The organism is Allobosea massiliensis (assembly GCF_042655245.1).
In the GTDB taxonomy this organism is placed as follows: domain Bacteria; phylum Pseudomonadota; class Alphaproteobacteria; order Rhizobiales; family Beijerinckiaceae; genus Allobosea; species Allobosea massiliensis.
Map to the genome: position 1 here is coordinate 1 of NZ_JBHSLU010000035.1, position 20,133 is coordinate 20,133.

General features: G+C 68.0%; 15 protein-coding genes. 8 read left to right on the top strand and 7 right to left on the bottom strand.

All coding sequences use genetic code 11. The annotated features are described in order from the left end of the window. Positions 1-866 precede the first annotated feature (866 nt). Both ACFPN9_RS12570 and ACFPN9_RS12575 read right to left on the bottom strand, forming a co-directional pair. Complete coding sequence (locus ACFPN9_RS12570) at positions 867-1,628, bottom strand: hypothetical protein (RefSeq protein ID WP_156450234.1); 762 nt, start codon at positions 1,626-1,628, stop codon at positions 867-869. Further along, positions 1,621-2,289, bottom strand: coding sequence for an AlbA family DNA-binding domain-containing protein (locus ACFPN9_RS12575; protein WP_156450233.1), 669 nt, complete (start codon positions 2,287-2,289; stop codon positions 1,621-1,623). The genes ACFPN9_RS12570 and ACFPN9_RS12575 overlap by 8 nt, the downstream gene beginning before the upstream one ends. 238 nt (positions 2,290-2,527) lie before the next feature. Here ACFPN9_RS12575 and ACFPN9_RS12580 point away from each other — a divergent pair, with 238 nt between their 5' ends. The 3 genes from ACFPN9_RS12580 to ACFPN9_RS12590 all read left to right on the top strand — a co-directional run bounded on the left by ACFPN9_RS12580 (position 2,528) and on the right by ACFPN9_RS12590 (position 5,805). Further along, on the top strand, positions 2,528-3,706 hold the full coding sequence (locus tag ACFPN9_RS12580) for a phosphoserine transaminase (RefSeq protein ID WP_066717159.1): 1,179 nt from the start codon (positions 2,528-2,530) through the stop codon (positions 3,704-3,706). A 222-nt stretch (positions 3,707-3,928) separates the two neighbouring features. Further along, positions 3,929-5,518, top strand: a complete 1,590-nt coding sequence (gene serA, locus ACFPN9_RS12585; RefSeq protein WP_066717155.1) for a phosphoglycerate dehydrogenase — start codon at positions 3,929-3,931, stop codon at positions 5,516-5,518. A gap of 8 nt (positions 5,519-5,526) precedes the next feature. Next, entirely contained in the window at positions 5,527-5,805 is a 279-nt protein-coding gene (locus ACFPN9_RS12590; protein ID WP_066717148.1) for a DUF1902 domain-containing protein, read from the top strand. Between the two features lie 12 nt (positions 5,806-5,817). Here ACFPN9_RS12590 and ACFPN9_RS12595 read toward each other — a convergent pair whose 3' ends face one another. The 4 genes from ACFPN9_RS12595 to tlpA all read right to left on the bottom strand — a co-directional run bounded on the left by ACFPN9_RS12595 (position 5,818) and on the right by tlpA (position 11,571). Continuing rightward, positions 5,818-7,548, bottom strand: coding sequence for a carbamoyltransferase family protein (locus tag ACFPN9_RS12595; protein WP_066717146.1), 1,731 nt, complete (start codon positions 7,546-7,548; stop codon positions 5,818-5,820). 66 nt (positions 7,549-7,614) lie between these two features. Continuing rightward, on the bottom strand, positions 7,615-8,604 hold the full coding sequence (locus ACFPN9_RS12600) for a hypothetical protein (RefSeq protein ID WP_068077881.1): 990 nt from the start codon (positions 8,602-8,604) through the stop codon (positions 7,615-7,617). Positions 8,605-8,750: 146 nt separating this feature from the next. Then, a complete protein-coding gene (locus ACFPN9_RS12605; RefSeq protein ID WP_066717141.1) occupies positions 8,751-10,859 on the bottom strand; it encodes a DUF294 nucleotidyltransferase-like domain-containing protein in 2,109 nt (702 codons plus the stop codon). A gap of 79 nt (positions 10,860-10,938) precedes the next feature. Then, on the bottom strand, positions 10,939-11,571 hold the full coding sequence (gene tlpA / locus ACFPN9_RS12610) for a thiol:disulfide interchange protein TlpA (protein WP_066717138.1): 633 nt from the start codon (positions 11,569-11,571) through the stop codon (positions 10,939-10,941). Positions 11,572-11,599: 28 nt separating this feature from the next. On the opposite strand from tlpA, the gene argH reads away from it, so the two are divergent. From argH to ACFPN9_RS12630, 4 genes are all read left to right on the top strand, one after another. Further along, positions 11,600-12,991 (top strand): argininosuccinate lyase, encoded by a 1,392-nt coding sequence (argH, locus tag ACFPN9_RS12615; RefSeq protein WP_066717136.1) that lies wholly within the window; start codon positions 11,600-11,602, stop codon positions 12,989-12,991. A 201-nt stretch (positions 12,992-13,192) separates the two neighbouring features. After that, positions 13,193-13,456: an LPS translocon maturation chaperone LptM gene (gene lptM / locus ACFPN9_RS12620; protein WP_066717133.1), complete on the top strand. Its 264-nt coding sequence runs from the start codon at positions 13,193-13,195 to the stop codon at positions 13,454-13,456. A gap of 10 nt (positions 13,457-13,466) precedes the next feature. After that, positions 13,467-14,756 (top strand): diaminopimelate decarboxylase, encoded by a 1,290-nt coding sequence (gene lysA / locus ACFPN9_RS12625; RefSeq protein WP_066717131.1) that lies wholly within the window; start codon positions 13,467-13,469, stop codon positions 14,754-14,756. 141 nt (positions 14,757-14,897) lie between these two features. Beyond that, complete coding sequence (locus ACFPN9_RS12630) at positions 14,898-17,633, top strand: TIGR02302 family protein (protein ID WP_066717128.1); 2,736 nt, start codon at positions 14,898-14,900, stop codon at positions 17,631-17,633. 116 nt (positions 17,634-17,749) lie between these two features. Here ACFPN9_RS12630 and yddG read toward each other — a convergent pair whose 3' ends face one another. Continuing rightward, the gene (gene yddG / locus ACFPN9_RS12635) at positions 17,750-18,607 is read right to left on the bottom strand and encodes an aromatic amino acid exporter YddG (RefSeq protein WP_066717171.1); all 858 of its coding nucleotides are present in this window, start codon (positions 18,605-18,607) and stop codon (positions 17,750-17,752) included. 256 nt (positions 18,608-18,863) lie between these two features. On the opposite strand from yddG, the gene ACFPN9_RS12640 reads away from it, so the two are divergent. Beyond that, positions 18,864-20,057 (top strand): MFS transporter, encoded by a 1,194-nt coding sequence (locus ACFPN9_RS12640; protein ID WP_066717125.1) that lies wholly within the window; start codon positions 18,864-18,866, stop codon positions 20,055-20,057. Positions 20,058-20,133: the final 76 nt, after the last annotated feature.

Genomic DNA, 20,133 nt, shown 5'->3' on the forward strand with positions numbered 1-20,133 from the left:
TCCCATCGTCAGCCTGCCAGCCGGGGCCGCCTGACCAGCCCGGCCAAAGCCGGCATCGTGGTTGCTCCGCGAAGCTACACCACCATCAGGGACACGACCCAACCACCGTTCCAGCGAGCTCCTCGCACAGGGATCATAGTGTCCCCAGGGCGGTGCCCCGAAGCCTCCCGAGTCCGGCTTGTGAGACCGGCCGCAGGCGCCGCCCTCACCCCCACCAACAGCACACCTCCGGATGGCGGCCCCTCGGGGATGAGGTGGTGGCAGATTAAGGCGACACGAAAGCGCCGGGGATAAGTCAGCCTCCTTCTCCCCTCGGGGGAGAAGGTCCGGCAGGGGATGAGGGTGCGAGCCGCAGCGCTGCCCTCATCCGTCACGGCTTCGCCGTGCCACCTTCTCCCCCGAGGGGAGAAGGACCGCGCCCTTCGCCGCAGGCGCGACGTCCCCCGCTCTCCCGTCATGGTCGCCCTTGAGGCGACCATCCACGTCTTCGCGGGTCGAAGGCGGTGTTCAAGACGTGGATGCTCGGGACAAGCCCGAGCATGACGGAGAGGGGAACCGCGACGTCCCTTCCCTTCTCCCGGATGGGAGAAGGTGGCGCGGAGCGCCGGATGAGGGCCTGCCGTTTCAATGGAAGGCGCTACGGCTCCGTCGCGTTTCAAACAGTCAGCGGCGGTCCCTCACCCTTGCACCTCTCCCATCCAGGAGAGGGGTTCCCCGCGCCCATCGCCGCAGCGCACGGAACCGCAACGGAGAACCCTCTCCTGTAAGGAGAGGGCAGGGAGAGGTGTCGGCCGTTCTCCGCATGAGGCTTTGCATTGCATCAATCAAGCCCGCGCCCGATACCACGGTCCCACTTGGTGCCACCGCTATCTCAGACGTCTTTCGATGAGGCGATTTGACCAGTCCTCAATGACGTGTGCCGGTATGATTTCTCCATCGAACAACGCGAAGAGATCACGAGTTGCCTTTTGGACCGCCGGAGCGATAGCGCTTACTGGCGTGTCCGAAGGCAATTCAACATAGGTCGAAATTGTATTATCGTGGGCACGGGGTTCCCCGATCATCAAAATAAAAGGGTTGGCCCAAGTCTTCAGAGTTCTATTGGCGAGTCCGGTCCACCTAAATGCAAAGCCAAGTTGCCGCGGCGGATCGTCTGTGGTCATAAGTCCGTTTGCGATGGCTATGCCCACAGCAATTGCTTCAGCAACTCTTATGATAACGATAATCGGGTCAAGAGCGGTTCCCGGAGCAACCTTCTCGGGAACTTGATCATCTTGTAATGCTCGACGGAGATAGAACTTCCCGCGCGGATCAAACCTCATAAACTCCAAGTGGCTAGACCAGCCGCCTTTCGAGACAATGATCGCCTCCCAAGCCCCATCGTGAATCACCGGTTGGCTTTTTGCTTCTGTAAACGACCTAGAGTCGAGCCAAACCGGCCATCCGGTGTAGTTGGGATTGCTCCCTAGCACTTTGCCAAGGAAATGCTTATCCGGAACGCGCCCCTCCCATTCCGGTTCAATGGCTAATGCGACCTCCCAAGTGAGCGATGAAGCCATCCGGCGAACATCGGCATCATCGCCTAACCCGATCCTGTTGAGCGCTTTCAGCAGCCGTTTTTCACTCATCGTCGAGCAGCCCTTTTGCCCGTTCCATCAAGTTTGCAACAGGGGATGTAACTGGCGCGCTATCTGTGATCCCCCAAAGGACCGAGGCTAGTGCAGCCGCATCTTGTCCAGCGAATTGTCGACGAAGAAACCGACCAACATCGGCTTCGCGGTTATCGAAGCAGATTCCGATGATTTCGCGCCAGTCTTGGGGCCTTGCAGCACTACTACTCGGAACCCCATTAGACGCAAGCGTTCTAAAATATAAATCACCTGTATTTATGAGCCTGTTTCGATCATCGAACAAATCACGTTTTGCCGCCACAGGCGTTTGAACCCCAGGCGGCACCGCAATGACGGGATACGCAACACCTTCGCGCTCAGAAAATCCCACACTAATTTCGAACAATTCTTGTGCATATCGTGAAATAAGGGCCTGAACCACGTCAATATGAAAGCTGACACGCGGATCAGCAAGCTGATTTCCTAAATCCGGGGCGCCATTATTATCAAATCCGATTATCAAAAATCCGCCATTGCGATTTCGCATTGCCAAAGCGGCACGTACAATTTTTGCTTGCCCTTGTGGAGCCCCAGGATCGATCCACTGCTTTATCTCAACAGCCAACGATTCTACTGGGTTTGCGACAAGAGCATCAATTTGCCGCTGATCGATATTCATTATCGCCCCTTCGGAGTCAGTTCGAACAAATTAGACTAAGATTTGTAACTCACATAGTACAATATTGGTAGTTAGGACTTATGCACACAATTAGTCTGGCTCCATGCAGCTTGGCACTAGCTATGACAGCGATGCCTCACCCCCCACCGCTTGACTCCCCGGCCCCTCCGCCCTTACCCCCATCGACGGGACACGCCGCCCCAACGCGGCGCGCCCATCTGCAAGGATGGAGACATCGATGGTGAACCAGGCTCCGGCCGCGCGTCCGCGCGTGCCGCATTTCTCGTCCGGCCCCTGCGCCAAGCGCCCCGGCTGGAACCTCAAATCCCTCGGTGACGCCGCGCTCGGCCGCTCGCACCGCGCCAAGATCGGCAAGGACAAGCTCAAACTCGCGATCGACCTGACGCGCGAGGTGCTGCAGGTGCCGGCCGAATACCGCATCGGCATCGTGCCCGCTTCCGACACCGGCGCCGTCGAGATGGCGATGTGGTCGCTGCTCGGGGCGCGCGGCGTCGACATGGTCTCCTGGGAGAGTTTTGGCGCCGGCTGGGTCACCGATGTCGTCAAGCAGCTCAAGCTGGCGGATGTCCGCACCTTCGAGGCGCCCTATGGCGAGCTGCCGAATCTGAAGAAGGTCGACACGAAGAATCGCGACGTCGTCTTCACCTGGAACGGCACGACCTCCGGCGTGCGCGTGCCGGATGCGAGCTGGATCGCCGATGACCGCGAGGGGCTGACGATCTGCGACGCGACCTCGGCGGCCTTCGCCCAGCGCCTCGACTGGCCCAAGCTCGATGTCACCACCTTCTCCTGGCAGAAGGTGCTGGGCGGCGAGGCGGCCCATGGCATGATCATCCTCTCGCCGCGCGCGGTCGAGCGGCTGGTGACCTACAAGCCGGCCTGGCCGCTGCCGAAGATCTTCCGCATGACCTCGGGCGGCAAGCTGATCGAGGGGATTTTCCAGGGCGAAACGATCAACACCCCCTCCATGCTCGCGGTCGAGGATTATCTCGATGCGCTGCACTGGGCCAAGAAGGTCGGCGGGCTCGACGGGCTGGTGAAGCGCGCCGACGGGAACCTGCGCGTCATCGCGAAATTCGTGCGCGAGAACGACTGGATCGACTTCCTCGCGGTGAAGCCGAAGACGCGCTCGAACACGAGCGTGTGCCTGACCTTCACCGACCCGGCCGTGACCGCGCTGGCTCCGGACGCGCAGGCCGCCTTCGCCAAGCAGGTCGTCTCGATCATCGAGAAGGCCGGCGCCGGCTACGACCTCGGCCACTACCGCGACGCCCCCCCGGGCCTGCGCATCTGGTGCGGCGCGACCGTCCAGTCGCGCGATCTCAAGGCGCTGCTGCCGTGGGTGGCCTATGCCTTCGCGGAGGCGAAGGCCGGGTTGGGCCAGAAGGCGGCGTAAGCGCGCCGCTCGTCATTCCGGGGCGCGGGCAAGAGCCCGCGAGCCCGGAACCCAGAACCGATGCGCGGCGGCGTTCGCCGCGACCGTTCAACCTTTTCTGATCCCCCTTCGTTTCTGGGTTCCGGGTTCCTCGCTGCGCTCGGCCCCGGAATGACGGCAAACGTCCATCCCGTCATCTCCGCGCAGAGCGCCGACGCGCCGCGCCAGCCGAAAGCCCTTCCCATGACAGCGCCCAAGGTTCTGATTTCCGACGCCCTCTCCCCCGCCGCCGTGCAGATCTTCAAGGATCGCGGCATCGACGTGACGTTCGATCCGGGTCTCGGCAAGGACAAGGACAGGCTCGCCGCGATCATTGGCGAGTATGACGGCCTCGCCATCCGCTCGGCGACCAAGGCCACCGCCAAGCTTCTGGAGGCTGCGACGAAGCTGAAGGTGATCGGCCGCGCCGGCATCGGCGTCGACAATGTCGAGATCCCCGCCGCGACCGCGCGCGGCGTGATCGTGATGAACACGCCATTCGGCAACTCGATCACCACCGCCGAGCATGCGATCGCGATGATGTTCGCGCTCGCCCGGCAGATCCCGGCGGCGGATCTCTCCACCCAGGCGGGAAAATGGGAGAAGAACCGCTTCATGGGCGTCGAGATCACGGGCAAGACGCTCGGGCTGATCGGCGCCGGCAATATCGGCTCGATCGTCGCCGACCGCGCCGTCGGCCTGAAGATGCGCGTCATCGCCTATGACCCCTATCTCTCGCCCGAACGCGCGGTCGCGCTCGGCGTCGAGAAGGTCGAGCTCGAGGATCTGCTCAAGCGCGCCGATTTCATCACGCTGCATGTGCCGATGACGGCGATGACGAAGAACATCCTCTCGGCCGAGGCGCTGGCGAAGACGAAGAAGGGCGTGCGCATCATCAACTGCGCCCGCGGCGGGCTCGTCGACGAGGCGGCGCTGGCCGACCTCCTGAAGTCCGGCCATGTCGCGGGTGCGGCCTTCGACGTGTTCTCGGTCGAGCCCGCCGAGTCGAACCCGCTCTTCGGCCTGGACAACGTCGTCTGCACGCCGCATCTCGGCGCCGCCACCAATGAGGCGCAGGAGAATGTCGCCCTTCAGGTCGCCGAGCAGATGAGCGACTATCTGCTGAAGGGCGCCATCACCAACGCGGTGAACTTCCCCTCGATCACGGCGGAAGAGGCGCCGCGGGTGAAGCCCTTCGTCGATCTCGCCGAGAAGCTCGGCTCCTTCCTCGGCCAGCTCACCGAAGCGCCGGTCAAGGGCATCCGCATCGAATACGAGGGCGCGGTCGCGAGCCTGAACCTGAAGGCGATCTCGGCTGCCGCCATCACCGGCGTGCTCCGGCCCTTCCTGCCCGAGATCAACATGGTCAACTCCGCCATGGTGGCGAAGGAGAAGGGCATCGTCGTCGAGGAGCTGACCCGCGAGGTCGCCGGCAATCTCGAAAGCCGGATCAAGATCGTGGTCGAGGCCGAGGACATGCCGCGCCACGCCGCCGGCACGGTGTTCCAGGACGGCAAGCCGCGCATCGTCGAGATCCGCGACATCCAGGTCGATGCCGAATTCGCGCCGCACATGCTCTATGTCCGCAACGCCGACAAGGCGGGCTTCATCGGCCAGTTCGGCTCGCTGCTGGGCGCGGCCGGCGTCAATGTCGCGACCTTCTCGCTCGGCCGCGACAAGCCCGGCGGCGACGCGATCTGCTATGTCGCGGTGGACGAGGCGATCTCGGACGAGCTCCTCGACAAGATCCACGAGATCCCGATGGTCAAGCGCGCGCGGCGCCTGAAGTTCTAAGAGACGGCATGGGTTTTCCGAGCTTTGGCATCAGGGTCGCCGCCCGCAGGGGCGCGGCCCTGGAGCCGCTGAAATTCGAGGTCCGTCGCGACGGGCAGGACGGCGCCTGGTATGCGGTCGCCACCGACGAGAGCGGCATCGTCACCGAGGCGCCGACGCTCGAGGCACTGCGCGAGCGGCTGAAGGGTCTCGTCGCCGATCTGCTCGAGCGCGAGGGCGACTGCCCGATCGAGCTCGAGATCTGCGACGAACTGGCCTCCGGCTGCTGCGAGCTGCCGCCGCGCTGAAGGCGCGCGCCGCTACTTCACCAGCAGCCAGTCCTCGATCACCAGCGCGTCGAGCCCGCTGGTGTAGAACATCAGGATCGCGTCCTCCGCCGTGTGGAGGATCGGCTTGCCCATGATGTTGAAGGAGGTGTTGAGGATCACCGGCACGCCGGTGAGGTCATGGAAGGCCGAGATCAACGCGTGATAGCGCGGGTTGCGCGCCGCGGTGACGCTTTGCAGCCGCCCGGTCGCGTCCTCATGCACCACGGCCGGGACGCGGGCGCGCACCGCCTCCTTCCAGGTGAGCGTGCGCTCCATATAGGGCGCGTCCTGGTAGTTCTCGAACCAGTCGGGCGCATGCTCGGCCAGGATCGAGGGCGCGAAGGGCCGGAAGGCTTCGCGGTACTTCACCTTGGCGTTGAGGATGTCCTTGGCATCGGCCGGGCGCGGATCGGCGATGATCGAGCGGTTGCCGAGCGCGCGCGGACCGAACTCGGCCCGCCCCTGCACCCAGCCGATCAGCTTTCCTTCGGTGAGGAGCTTCGCCGTCACCGGCGCGACCTCCTCCGGCGCGAGCTTGCGCAGCCGCTTCTCCCAGGCCTGCATCCGCTCGAAGGGCTCGGTCGAGACGGTCGAGCCGAGATAGGGCGAGAGCGGCCCCCTCAGTGCGCGCCAGTCCGGATTGCGCTGCGCGTGGCTGAGCCAGGCGGCGCCGATCGCATTGCCGTCATCGGCCGGTGCCGAGGGCACGAAGACCTCGGCGAAGCCGTGGCGCCCGGCGATCTTCCCGTTGAAGGAGGAGTTGAGCGCGCAGCCCCCGGCCAGCACGAGGTTGGGCGACGGCACCAGCGCCGCCGTCTCGCCGAGCAGCGCCTCCATCATCTCCGCGAAGACATCCTGCCCGCAGCGCGCAAGATCGGCCCAGCCGCTGTCGAGCGCATCCGCCGGCCGTAAGGATAGGATCTCCACCGCCACCGCCTGCACGACATCGGCCTTGGCGAAGGAGAGCTTGTGACCCTCGATCGTATAGAGCCGGCGCAGCAGCGCCATCAGCCGCTCGTCGGTCTTTCCATAGGGCGCGAGCCCCATGATCTTCCACTCCTCGCCCTTGGCCTGGTCGAAGCCGGCGAGATCGGTGACGAGGCCGAAATAGAAGCCGATCGATTCGCGCCCGCGATGGCGCTTGACCTCGCGGATGCGCCCACCCTCCAGCGCGAAGATGGCGGAAGCCCCGGTCTCGCCCATGCCGTCGACGACGAGGCAGGCGGCGTCCGTGAAGGGCGAGGACCAGCAGGCATAGGCCGCGTGGCTGAGATGGTGGCCGAAGCGCGTGAGCCCGGTGACGTTGGCCTTGCCGAAGGCGCGGTCGAGCCCGAGCAGCGTGCCGATGCCGGCGCGCTGCTGGCCCTGATGCAGCGAGGCGATCAGCGCGCGCTCGGTCCGCTCGGGCACGAGCGAGCGGTTCAGCTCCGGCGAGAGCTTGAGCAGCGCGTCGAGCGTGAAGGAGCCGGCGCGGCTCATCTGGTCGAGGAAGCCGGTGAAGTCTTCGCCCCAGCTGGTCGCGATCGCGACCTCGGCATCGGCGGGAATGTAGCGCTTCAACAGCGATTCCATCCGCGGCGCCGTATCGGGCTCGCAGTTCGGCGCGCGTTTGAACTGGAGATAGCGCTCGGTCGCCTCGGCGAAGAGGACCTCGCCGTCGGGGCCAATGATCGCGATGGCGGGGTCGTGGAAGGTGGTGGCGAGGCCGATCGTGTAGGTCATGCCGGGAGGATATGCTGCAGGAGCGTGCGGGAGGCAAACGCCTCTGCCGCACGCAGGCGGCCGTCGCTACGGCTTGTCGGCGAAGGCAACGCTGTCGACGATCATTCTGATGGCAGGCTCCAGCGTATCGAAGCGACCCGCGTCGGCCGTGGCGATCAGACGAAGGAACCGTGCCTGGGGGCCGATCGCCATATACTGGACGAAGCGCTTGCGGACGCCGTCGATGTCATGCGTGCCACTGATCAGCACGCCATCAGCCCCCGCGAAGCGGACCTGGTCGCGGCGGGTCACCGTGGCGCTCTCGAAATGGCGGGTCGTCTTGAGCAGTTTTTCAGCAGCCTCGCCGAGCTGATTTGATGCGATCTGGCCGCTGGTCTGGTAGGTCGCGATCAGCATCGGCTGTTCGCTCTTGGGATCGACATTGAGGGCGCCGGCGGTCATCAGAACGCCGAGCCCGCCGAAGGTGTCGACGACGCGGAACGGCTCGCTGGCGCGGATGCGGAAGGGGAGCGCTTCGAGCTTCTGCTCAAGTGTCGGCTCGGCCCCGAGCGAGACCGACGTCACCATCGCGCGGACATCCTGCGCCCGCAGCTTCGTCGTCGTCGGGGCCTGGACCGTCAGCAGCACGGTTCGGTCGCCCTTGAGCAGGGCGATCCATTTGTCGAAGCGCGCCGTGCCCATGGTCTGCGTGCCCGAGGCAAGGGGAACGACGTCGCCGGCACGCCCCTTGAGCGTGTCGAGCGCCACGATGGCAACGTTCTGCTTGGCGAAATTGGTTTTGGCGGTGTCGAGATCGGCAAACAGCTTCGCCACTTCGGGATGGGCGATGGCCGGCATCTCGACAATCACGACCGAGGCTTGCAGTTCCGGATTCTCCAGCCCGGCAAAGCGCGAAGAGGGCACGAATCCCTTGATCGGCTCGAGGTTGACGCTGGTTCCAGGAATGGTGAGGCGCTCCTGCGCGAGGCCGGGCTGCGCCGGAAGCAGCCCCAGCAGAGCGGCGGCGACGCAGGAGAAAACCCGGGCAAGGGAGGAAAACCTGGGGGATGGGATCATGGACATGCCTTTCGGGGGCGCAGGGCGCAGGGCGCCGCTGTGCGATCGGGCGAGTGGATCCTGCTGGCTAGAAGCCAATTATGGCAGCTTGACCGGCCGTCCCTGCAACGCGAGCTTGATGTCCAGGACCGCCGCGGCACCGGCGATCACCCCGAGAGCTGGTCGCGGCGCAGATCGTCGAGGATCGAGAGCCGCCCGAGCGCGCGCTTGAGGTCCCCCGCGCGGGCCTTGCCGATCGTGCCGGGCGCAACCCGGTTGGACGGGCTCAGGCCCTCCGCGATGTCGGCCAGTTGCTGGCTCAGGATGCAGTCGAGCAGCAGCGCATGGTCGCGGTCGATCTCGGCAAGATCGCTCGCACCGCCGCTCCCCAGTTCCGCCACCGCCTCGAGCCGCGCCTGCGTCGCGTGGCGCGGTAGGCCGTGATGCAGCGCCAGCAGCCGCGCCGTGGTGACGATGTCCTTCAGCCCCGTCCGCTTCAGATCGATGCGGCCGTCATCCTCGGTGCGCAAGCCCCCGAAAAGGGTCAGCCCCGCCGCCGGCTGGCCGGCATTCTCCGCCAGCAGCTTGAGGAAGGGGATCTGCCCCCTGGCCGCAGCCCAGGCATCGCGCCAGAGACGCTCCGCCATCGCCTTGTCGCCATGCACGGCCTTGAAGTCGAAGACGATGTCGACGCTGAGCAGGTCCTCGGGGCTGGAGCGGCCGAGCCATTGCGCGATGCGCTGGCGCCAGGTCGCGAGCGAGCCGCGAAAGGCGGGCTCGGACGCCATCACCCCGCCCTTGCAGAGCGGCACGCCGACCTCGTCGAGGATCGCCGCCATGCGCCGGCCGAGCCGCGCGAACCAGCGGTCGGCCTCGCCCTCCGGCTCCCCCTCAGCGAAGACGAGCGCATTGTCCTGGTCCATCGCCAGCAGGCTCTCGCCGCGCCCGGCCGAGCCGAGGACGAGCACCGCATGAGCGCAAGGCGCCGGCCCGGCGCCCTCGGCCACGAGCTCAGCCTCGGCCAGGATGGCGGCACGCCGCGTCAGCGCGCCGACCTCGCGCGCGATCACCGCCGCGATCAGGCGGGCCGGCACATCCTCGGCCAGCAGCGCGCGCGCCATCAGCGGCAGGCGCGACCAGATCTGCCCGAGCGCGGGCGCATCGGGGGCGGCGTCGATGTCGTCGCCCAGCGCCACCGCCGTGCCCGCGCGCAGCTGCAGCAGCTTGAGCGGCGTCACCACCCCGACGATCCGGTCCTCGTCGTCGGTCACGGCGAGATGGCGGATGTTGCGGGCGCTCATCCGCCCGATCGCACGGTAGAGAAAGGCGTCGGCCGGGACCGCCACCACCGGCCGCGAGGCGAAGCGGCCGGCCGGCAGCGCCAGCGCCTCGGCGCCGTGCCGGCCGAGGGCCCGCAGCAGGTCGCGCTCGGTCAGGATGGCGGTGGTCGCCGGATGGGCCTCGCTCGCGCCGAGGAAGACCGAGCTGACGCCCCGGCCGGTCATCGCGGCCAGCGCCTCGGCGACCGCCGTCGCCTCCGGCAGGATCACGGGATCGGCCCGCATCACCTCGCGGACGCGATGGCGATAGGGATAGGAGTCGAGCTTGGGCAGCGGATCGCCGTCGCGGGCGGGCGCGCGCAGCTCCCAGGCCGGCGGGGCCGCGCCCGCCATCGCATCGGTGATGCGGCGGCTGGCTGCGACGGCTTCGCCCACGGTGCGGATGCCGCGTTCGCGCAGGCGCGGCGCGAGCGCGAGGAAGACGAGCCCCGCCGCCATCGCATCGCCGAGCGCCCGGTGGCGCTCTTGCGGCGCAATCTCGAGCCAGGCGCCGAGCGCCTCCAACGAATAGGAAGGCAGGCCCGGCTCGGCGAGCTGCGCCAGCAGGCGGATGTCGAGCGCGAGCGGCTGCACGAAGCGCTGCCCGATCCGCTCCGCCTCCTTGGTCAGCATGGCGATGTCGAAGCCGATGGTGTGGCCGATCACCACCCGCTCGTTAAGGAAGGCGGTGATGCCGGGATAAAGCACCTCGAAGGCCGGTGCGCCGCGCAGGGCCTCCCGGTCGAGCCCATGGACGGCGCGCGACGCGGCGGGGATCTCGACATCGCAGGCGATCAGGCTCTGGAAGGCGTTGGCGCGGTCGAGCCGCCCGCCATCGAGATGGACGGCCGCGAATTCGATCATCCGGGCGCGTTTGACATCGAGCCCCGTGGTCTCGGCGTCGAGGGCGACGCCGCGCACGGCGAAGAGCGGGGTGGCCTGGAGCAGGTTCGGCATGCGGTTGTCTCCGCGCGTCTGCGCAGCAACCTAACGTCAGCTCCCGTCGTCTGACCAGATGTCAGGCGAGGTCGGCGCCTCAGGGGCGCTTCAGCGCCGCGCCGATCAGCGCCTTGGCATCGGCGCTCGCCCAGTCGGCGGGGCCCGGCAGGATCGCGAGCTCGCAGCCGTCGCGGTCGACGATCAGGCTGACCGGCATGCCGTCGACCTTGCGCGCCGCCCGCAGCTCCTGGAACACCCGCGCCTGCGGATCGGCGTAATAGGTCAGCGCCTTGATCTCGCGCTGGGCGAGCCAGGCCTTCGGCTTGTCGAGGTTGCGCGTGTCGATATTGATCGCCACGACCGCGAAATCCGGGCCGCCGAGCGCCGTCTGGAGCGCGTCGAGCGAAGGCATCTCCTTCAGGCAGGGCGGGCACCAGGTCGCCCAGAGATTGACGAGAACCACCTTGCCACGAAAGGCCGAGAGCGTCGTCGGCGCCCCGTCCGGACCGTTGAAGGCAAGGTCGGGCGTCGGCATGGGGGAAGCATGAACCTGAACCGCCGCGACCTCGCCGCGCGCCAGCGGCGCCATCGCGGCGGCAAGGGGCCGGGCGGCCCTGCAAGAAGCGGAATTGCCGGCATCGCCCGCGACGGAGTAGAAGGCCGCACCGCCGGCGAGCGCGACGAGCAGAAGCGCCCCTCCGGCTGCGAACCATTTCGATCGTGACGTCATCGGCGTCCTCAAATCAGGAAAGACCGTCGTGAGCAATCGCATGTGGGGTGGGCGTTTCGCCACGGGTCCCGACGCCATCATGGAGGAGATCAACGCCTCCATCGATTTCGACCAGCGCCTCTGGCGCCAGGACATCCGCGGTTCGCGCGCCCATGCCGCGATGCTCGGCGAGACGGGCATCCTGACGCAGGAGGATGTGGCCGCGATCGACGCCGGGCTCAAGCAGGTCGAGGCCGATATCGAGGCCGGGAGCTTCACGTTCTCGCGTGCGCTCGAGGACGTCCACATGAACGTCGAGAGCAACCTGAAGGACCGGATCGGCGCCGCCGCCGGCCGGCTCCACACCGGCCGCTCGCGCAACGACCAGGTCGCCACCGACATGAAGCTGTGGGTGCGCGACACGCTCGACCAGCTCGACGAGCAGATGGCCGATCTCCAGCTCGCGCTGGCGCAGAAGGCCGAGACCTATGCGGGCGCCGTGATGCCGGGCTTCACCCATCTCCAGTCGGCCCAGCCGGTGACCTTCGGCCACCATCTGCTGGCCTATGTCGAGATGCTCGGGCGCGACCGCGGCCGCGTCGCCGATGCGCGCCGGCGCCTCAACGAATCCCCGCTCGGCGCCGCCGCGCTCGCCGGCACCTCCTTCCCGATCGACCGCGAGATGACCGCCAGGGCGCTCGGCTTCGACCGGCCGACGGCGAATTCGCTCGACTCCGTCTCCGACCGCGACTTCGTGCTGGAGACCCTCGCCGCGGCCTCGATCTGCGCCATGCATCTCTCGCGGCTGGCCGAGGAGATCGTGCTCTGGGCGACGCCGCAATTCGGCTTCGTGCGCCTCTCCGACGCCTTCTCGACCGGCTCCTCCATCATGCCGCAGAAGCGCAACCCCGACGCCGCCGAGCTGGTGCGCGGCAAGGCGGGGCGCGTCTTCGGCCATCTGCAGGCGATGCTGACGATGATGAAGGGCCTGCCGCTGACCTATTCGAAGGACATGCAGGAGGACAAGGAAGGCACCTTCGACGCCCTGCAGACGCTCTCGCTCTGCCTCGCCGCCACGGCCGGCATGGTGCGCGACATGCAGCCCGACCTGAAGGTGATGAAGCGCGCCGCCGGCCTCGGCTACGCCACCGCGACCGACCTCGCCGACTGGCTGGTGCGCGTGCTGAAGATGCCCTTCCGCGACGCCCACCACGTCACCGGCCGTCTCGTCGGCATCGCCTCGGAGAAGAAGGTCGGGCTGGAAAAGCTCAGCCTCGCGGAGATGCAGGCCGTGGAGCCGCAGATCACCGAGGCCGTCTTCGCCGTGCTCGGCGTCGACCAGTCGGTGAGGAGCCGCACCAGCTATGGCGGCACGGCGCCCAACAATGTCCGCCGCCAGGCGCGGCGCTGGCTGAAGAAGCTGGCGACGACAAAGGCGTGATCCTTGCCGTCATGCTCGGCCCTGTGCCGAGCATCCACGCCTTGAGCGCCAGCCCAAGGCGAAGACGTGGATGGTCGGGACAAGCCCGACCATGACGGATGGGACCGTCATTCGAGAATGACGCTCAACACGCCAAAGCCTCGCCTCCGCCGCCATCCTTCGCTACAGTCCCGTTCTCGCCTCGCCCAAGGGTTCGCTTCCGTGCTGCACTCCCGCCTGAAACTCGGCCGCGCCGTCCTCGTCGCGGGCCTGCTCGCTCTCGCGCTCGGAGCCTGCGGCCGCAAAGGCCCGCTCGAGCCGCCGCCGAACGCCACCGGCGCGATCGACCTGCCGGATTCCCAGATCGGCGCGGTCGAGAACAACACCGGCGGCATCGGCGAGACCTCGATCCTGGCCCGCCCGGCCAAGGCCAACCGCGCCATCACGGTCCCTGAGAAGCCCTTCGTCCTCGACCCGATCCTCTGAGCCGCCCCCGATGCACCATTTCAGCTATCGCGACGGCGCCCTCTTCGCGGAGGATGTCGATCTGCGCCGCATCGCCGATGAGGTCGGCACGCCGGTCTATGTCTATTCCTCGGCGACGATCGAGCGGCATTATCGGCTCTATGCGGAGGCCATGACCCGCGCCGCCGGCGACGGCAAGGCGCATGTCTTCTACGCGATGAAGGCCAACGGCAATCTCGGCGTGCTAAAGACGCTGGCTTCGCTCGGCGCCGGCGCCGACACGGTCTCAGAGGGCGAGGTCCGCAAGGCGCTCGCGGCCGGCTTCCCGCCGGAGCGGCTCGTCTTCTCCGGCGTCGGCAAGAGCGAGAGCGAGCTGCGCTTCGCGGTCGAGGCCGGCATCTACCAGGTCAATATCGAGACGGAGAGCGAGCTCGACCTGCTCTCCCGCGTCGCCAGCCAGCTCGGCAAGCGCCAGGAGGCGGTGTTCCGCGTCAATCCCGACATCGGCGCCGGCGGCCACGCCAAGATCACCACGGGCTCGTCGGAGAACAAGTTCGGCGTCTCCTTCGAGGAGGTCGGCCGGCTCTATGCCCGCGCCGCCAACCTGCCGGGCGTGCGGATGATGGGCCTGGCGCTGCATATCGGCAGCCAGATCCGCGAGACGGAGTCCTTCGAGGCGGCCTATGCCAAGATGGCCACGCTGGTCGGCGAATTGCGCGGCGAGGGCCACCGCGTCGAGCGGCTCGATCTCGGCGGCGGGCTCGGCATCCCCTACGACATCCCGAAGGAGTTCGACCACGGCCCGGGCCTGATCGAGGCCTATGCCGATATGGTCGCGCGCGTCACGAAGGGGCTAGAGGTCGAGCTCGGCTTCGAGCCGGGCCGCCTGATCGTCGGCAATGCCGGCATCCTGATGACGCGGGTGCTGCATCTCAATCCGCGCCCGAGCAAGCAGTTCCTCGTCGTCGACGCGGCGATGAACGATCTCGTGCGGCCGGCGATGTACGAGGCCTATCACGAGATCTGGCCGGTGGCGGAGCCGAAGCCCGGCACGCCGGACATCGCCTATGACGTCGTCGGGCCGATCTGCGAATCGGGCGACACCTTCACGACCGGCCGCGTGCTGCCGGCGCTGAAGCCGGGCGACCTGATCGCCTTCATGACCGCCGGTGCCTATGGCGCCAGCATGGCCTCGACCTACAACCAGCGCCTGCTCGTGCCCGAGGTTCTCGTGAAGGGCGCCGAATTCGCCGTGACGCGGCCGCGCCAAACCTTCGAGCAGCTCCTCGGCACAGATCGTGCACCGCCCTGGCTCGCCTGACCGCGTTCACGAAACGTGGAGCGGAGCCGGGCGCGACGTCTTCGCACTGGCCTTGCCATATTCACGTGCTAGCGTCGTCACCTTGACCCGCGAGAGGGCGGGAGATCCCGGCGGCATTCGGGGGCGGCTCGGAGCGACGGCATGAAGGAAGCGCAGCGCCGCGAGGCGCCGGTTCGGATCGAGGGCGTGCGGCAGCGTCTGGCACGCCTCGCCATGGCGTCTCGGCTCGCGCTCGGATGGGAACGGCTCTGGCCGCGCCTCTGGCTGCCCCTCGGCATCCTGCTCACCTTCCTCGCCGTCTCCTGGTTCGGTCTCTGGACGATCCTGCCCTGGCAGGGTCGCGCGCTCGGTGTCGCGCTCTTCGCCACCGCCTTTCTGGCGAGCCTCTGGCATGTCGCGCGCTTCGCGCTGCCGACCCATCGCGACGCGCTGACCCGCCTCGACCACTCCCTCGAAGGCGGGCACCGTCCGGCCTCGGCGCTTGAGGACAGCCTCGCCGTCGGCGCGAAGGACCCGGTCTCGCAGGCGCTCTGGGCCCTGCATGTCGAGCGTCAGAGCCAGCGCATCGAGGGCCTGCGCGTCGCCGCCCCGCAGCCGCGGATGGCCAATCGCGACCGCCACGCGCTGCGCGCCGTGCCCGTTCTCGCCGCCATCACCGCCTTTTTCGTCGCCGGCCCGGAGAGCGATCAGCGCCTGCGCGCCGCCTTCGACTGGCGCGGCCCCTCGCTGCCGGCGCCCGCCACCCGCATCGACGCCTGGATCGACCCGCCGGCCTATACCCGCCTGCCGCCGATGCTGATCGACTTCGCCAAACTGGCGAACGCACCGATCAGCGCGCCCGAGAAATCGACGATCGTCGTCCGCATCGCCGGCAAGTCCGCGATGGACGTCGCCGTGACCGGCCGGCTCGACGCCCTGGCCGAACCGAAACCCGGCGAAGGCAAGGCTGCGGACGGCAAGGCTGCGGACGCGAAAGCGACGGCGGCCCCGGCGGCGAAGCCCGCTCCCGGCCAGGCACCCGCCGTCGTCGAGCGGCGCTACACGCTCGCCGGCAACGGCACGCTGCGTCTCACCGGCTCCGGTGCGCCGGGCGGCACGCTCGCGATCACCGCCATTCCCGACCGCGCCCCGGAAATCGCCTTCCGCGAACCGCCCAAGCCGGTCACCGGCGCGCAGCCTGGCGGGCTGTCGATCACCTATGAGGCGAAGGACGATTACGGCCTCGCCTCCGTCGAGGCGACGGTCGAGCGCGCCGGCCCGCCCTCCTCAGGCCGCTCGCTGGTCGAGGCGCCGAAGCAGGCGCTCAGCGTGCCCTCCTCCCCCTCCGGCGAGGAGGAGCTGAAGAGCACGGTCGACTTCTCCGCCCATCCCTGGGCCGGCGCGAAGGTCCGCATGACGCTGGTCGCGCGCGACGAGGCCGGTCAGGAAGGCCGCAGCGAAGCGGTCGAGGTCGTGCTGCCGCAGCGCACCTTCGCCAAGCCGCTCGCCAAGGCCCTGGTCGAGCAGCGCCGCAAGCTGGTGATGAATGTCGACGACCGCAGCAAGGTCCAGCTTGCCATGGATGCGCTGCTGATCGAGCCCGAGCTCTTCATGAAGGAGACGGGCGTCTATCTCGGCATGCGCCTGATCGGCGAGCGCCTTCGCCGGGCCGGCAGCGACGACCAGCTCCGCGAAGTCGCCGAGCTGATGTGGGCGCTCGCCCTCCAGCTCGAGGATGGCGACCTCTCCGATGCCGAGCGTGCCTTGCGGGCGGCTCAGGAGAACCTGCAGCAGGCGCTGGAGCGCGGCGCCTCCGAGGACGAGATCAAGAAGCTCACCGACGATCTGCGCCGGGCCATGGACCAGTTCATGCGCCAGCTCGCCGAGCAGATGCAGCGCCAGCAGCAGAACGCCGACCCCAATCAGATGTCGCAGCTGCCGGAAAACTTCCGGACGGTGACGCCGCGCGACCTGCAGAACATGCTCAACCGCATCGAGGAGCTCTCCCGCCGCGGCGACATGGCCGAGGCGCAGCGCCTGATGGAGCAGCTCAACCAGATGCTGAACAATCTCCAGATGGCGCGTCCGGGCCAGCAGGACCCGCGCCAGCGCGAGATGAACCAGGCCCTCTCCGATCTCGACCGGATGACCCGCGAGCAGCAGAACCTGCGCGACGAGACCTTCCAGCAGGAGCAGCAGCGCCAGAACCGAGCCCAGCGCGGCCAGCGCCCCGGCCAGCAGCAGGCGCGGCCCGGCCAGCAGGGCCAGCGGCAGCAGGGTCAGCGCGGCCAGCAGCCGGGCCAGCAGCCCGGCGACCAGGGCGAGGACGGCGAGGAGGGCGAAGGCCAGCAGGGTGCGCAAGGGCAGCAGGGCCAAGGCGGGCAGAGTCTCGCGCAGCGGCAGCAGCAATTGCGCGAGCGCCTGCAGGATCTGCAGCGCCGGATGCGCGGTATGGGCGCGCCGCAGCAGGGCGAGCTCGGCGAGGCCGAGGGCGCCATGGGCGAGGCCGGCGAACAGCTCGGCCAGGGCCAGGGCGAAGGCGCACTCGACGCGCAGGGGCGGGCGCTGGAGGCGCTGCGCCGTGGCGCGCAGAACCTCGCCCAGCAGATGCAGGGCCAGCCCGGCGAGGGTGGCGAACCGGGCGAAGGCGCCTTCGGCGAACCCGACGGCCAGCCGGCGGGCCGCCCCTCGGCCCAGCAGCGCGGCCGCGAGGACCCGCTCGGCCGGCCGCAGCGCCAGCGCGACTGGGCCGATGGCCGCGTCCGCGTGCCCGGCGCCGACGAAAGCGCGACCCAGCGCGCCCGCCGCATCCTCGAGGAACTCCGCCGCCGCCTCGGCGACCCGTCGCGGCCGATGGAGGAGCTGGATTATCTGGAGCGGCTGCTCAGGCGGAATTGAGGAATAGGCAGCGTCATGATCGGGCTTGACCCGACCATCTCGGAAACCAGACACCTCTCGTCATGAGATTCTCGGGTCTCCGTTGCGCTGCGCTGCGCCCGAGAATGACGACTGGGTCAGGCTTTGGATCGCTCCCAACTCGCCACCACCGCACCGACGACGATCAACACGCAGGACACGGCGAGCAGCCAGCTCGGCTGGGCGTAGCCCGCCAGCACGAGGATGATCGTCGAGAGCACCGGCGCGGCATAGGACGCGACGCCGAGCAGCGCGACGTCACCCTGCTTCATGCCGATGTCCCAGACCACGAAGGCGAGCCCGATCGAGCCGAGGCCCAGCCCGAATACGCCCGCCCATTCGACCGCCGTCAGCGTCCACAGCGTCGTCTCGAAAGCGAGATGGCAGGCGAAGGCCGGGATGGCGCAGCCGAGCATGGTGATACACAGGCTCTCTGACGGCACGGTGGCGAAGCGGCGGGACACCACCGAATAGCTCGCCCAGACGAAGGCGCCGAGCGCCGCCAGGAGATGCCCGAGCGCGAGCCCCTGCCCCGCCCCGAGCCCGCCCGAGACCAGCAGCGCGGTGGCGGCCAGGCCGATCAGCGCGCCGACCAGATGCCGCGGCCGCAGCCGCCCGCCCGGCAACAGCGCCGCGAACAGCACGATCAGCAGCGGCCAGAGATAATGGATCAGATTGGCCTCGGCCGCCGGCGCCGTCTTCACCGCCGCATAATAGAGCGCCGTATCGCCGAAGGGGCCGTAGAGCCCGAGCGCGAAGGAGGCCGGCGTCGGGCGGATGCGCGCGAGCTGCCCGCGCGCGGCCGCGATCGCGAGGATCAAAAGGCCACCGATCACGAAGGTCATGCCGACGAGCTGGAACGGCGGCACCCGCCCGCTCATCGCCGTGAATAGGGCGAGCGTCGACCAGAGCAGGATGGCGAGGAAGCCGATGAGCGTGGCGGTGCGGGAGGTCATGGCCGAGGCAGGTTGGAGCGGGCTGAAGGGCTCGATAGCAGGCATGCCCCGGAAAGCCGAGAGTGGGAGGGCGCAGATCAATACACCGTCATCCCAGGCGACCGGAGGGAGACCTGGGATGACGGCGTGGTTCTGAACGAGCATCCTATGAGGATCTCGCCGCAGCGCAGCACGGCCTTGGCGCCATGGGCGCCATGATCGCAGCGCCGGATCGCCGCCATTGACCGGAAGGGAGCGAAGGATCAAGCGTCGGGTCATGACGACACTCGCCCTGCCGGCCACCGAGCGCCGCCCGCTGATCCCGATCCTCGTCGCGCTGAGCGCGGCGCATCTGCTGAACGACCTGCTTCAGTCGATGATCCCGGCGCTCTACCCGCTGATCAAGGAGAACTTCCGGCTCGACTTCGGCCAGATCGGCCTGATCACGCTGGCCTTCCAGGTGACGTCGTCCCTGCTGCAGCCCCTGCTCGGCTGGCTGACCGACAAACGCCCCTGGCCTTATGCGATGGTCGCAGGCATGGGCGCGACGCTGCTCGGCCTGCTGACGCTCGCCTCCGCGACGAGCTACCCGCTGGTGCTGCTCGCCGCCGCGCTGGTCGGGCTGGGTTCGGCCGTGTTCCACCCGGAGGCGACGCGCATGGCCCGCCATGCCGCGGCGGGCCGCCAGGGCCTGGCGCAGGGGCTGTTCCAGGTCGGCGGCCATGCCGGCTACGCCATCGGCCCGCTGCTGGCGGCGGCGATCGTCGTCCCGCGCGGCCAGTCGAGCCTGGCCTGGTTCTCCATCATCGTGCTGGTCGCGATGGTCCTGATGTCTTGGACCGCCTCGCGCTACTCAGCCTTCCGCCGTGGCCAGCCGAAAGGGCATGGCGATGAGACCGCCGGGCACGGCCTCTCGCGCGGGCGCGTGCTCTTCGCGATGACGATCCTGATCCTGCTGCTGGTTTCGAAGAACGGCTACAACGCCGCCTTCACCTCCTATTACACCTTCTACCTGATGACCCGCTTCGAGATCACGGTGCAGCTCTCGCAGATCATGCTGTTCCTCTATCTCGCGGTCAGCACGGTGGGCGTCATCATCGGCGGCATGGTCGGAGACCGCATCGGCCGCGACCGGGTGATCTGGCTTTCGATCGTCGGGTCTTTGCCCTTCGCGCTGATGCTGCCCCATGCCGATCTGTTCTGGACCGGCGTGCTCAGCGTGATCATCAGCTTCGTGATGGCGAGCGCCTTCTCGGCGATCCTGATCTACGCCATCGACCTCGTGCCCCACCGCGTGGGGCTGGTCGGCGGGCTGTTCTACGGCCTGTCCTTCGGACTCGCCGGCCTCGCCGCCGCCGTGCTCGGCGCACTCGCCGACAGCATCGGCATCGTCGAGGTCTTCCGCATCACCGCCTGGCTGCCGGCGCTGGGCCTGCTCACCTTCCTGCTGCCGACATCGCGGCGAGGGTGAAGCCGGCGTCATGCTCGGGCCCGACCCGAGCATCTCTCTCAGGAAGCGGGCGCCTCATCGGCGCGTCATTCTCGGG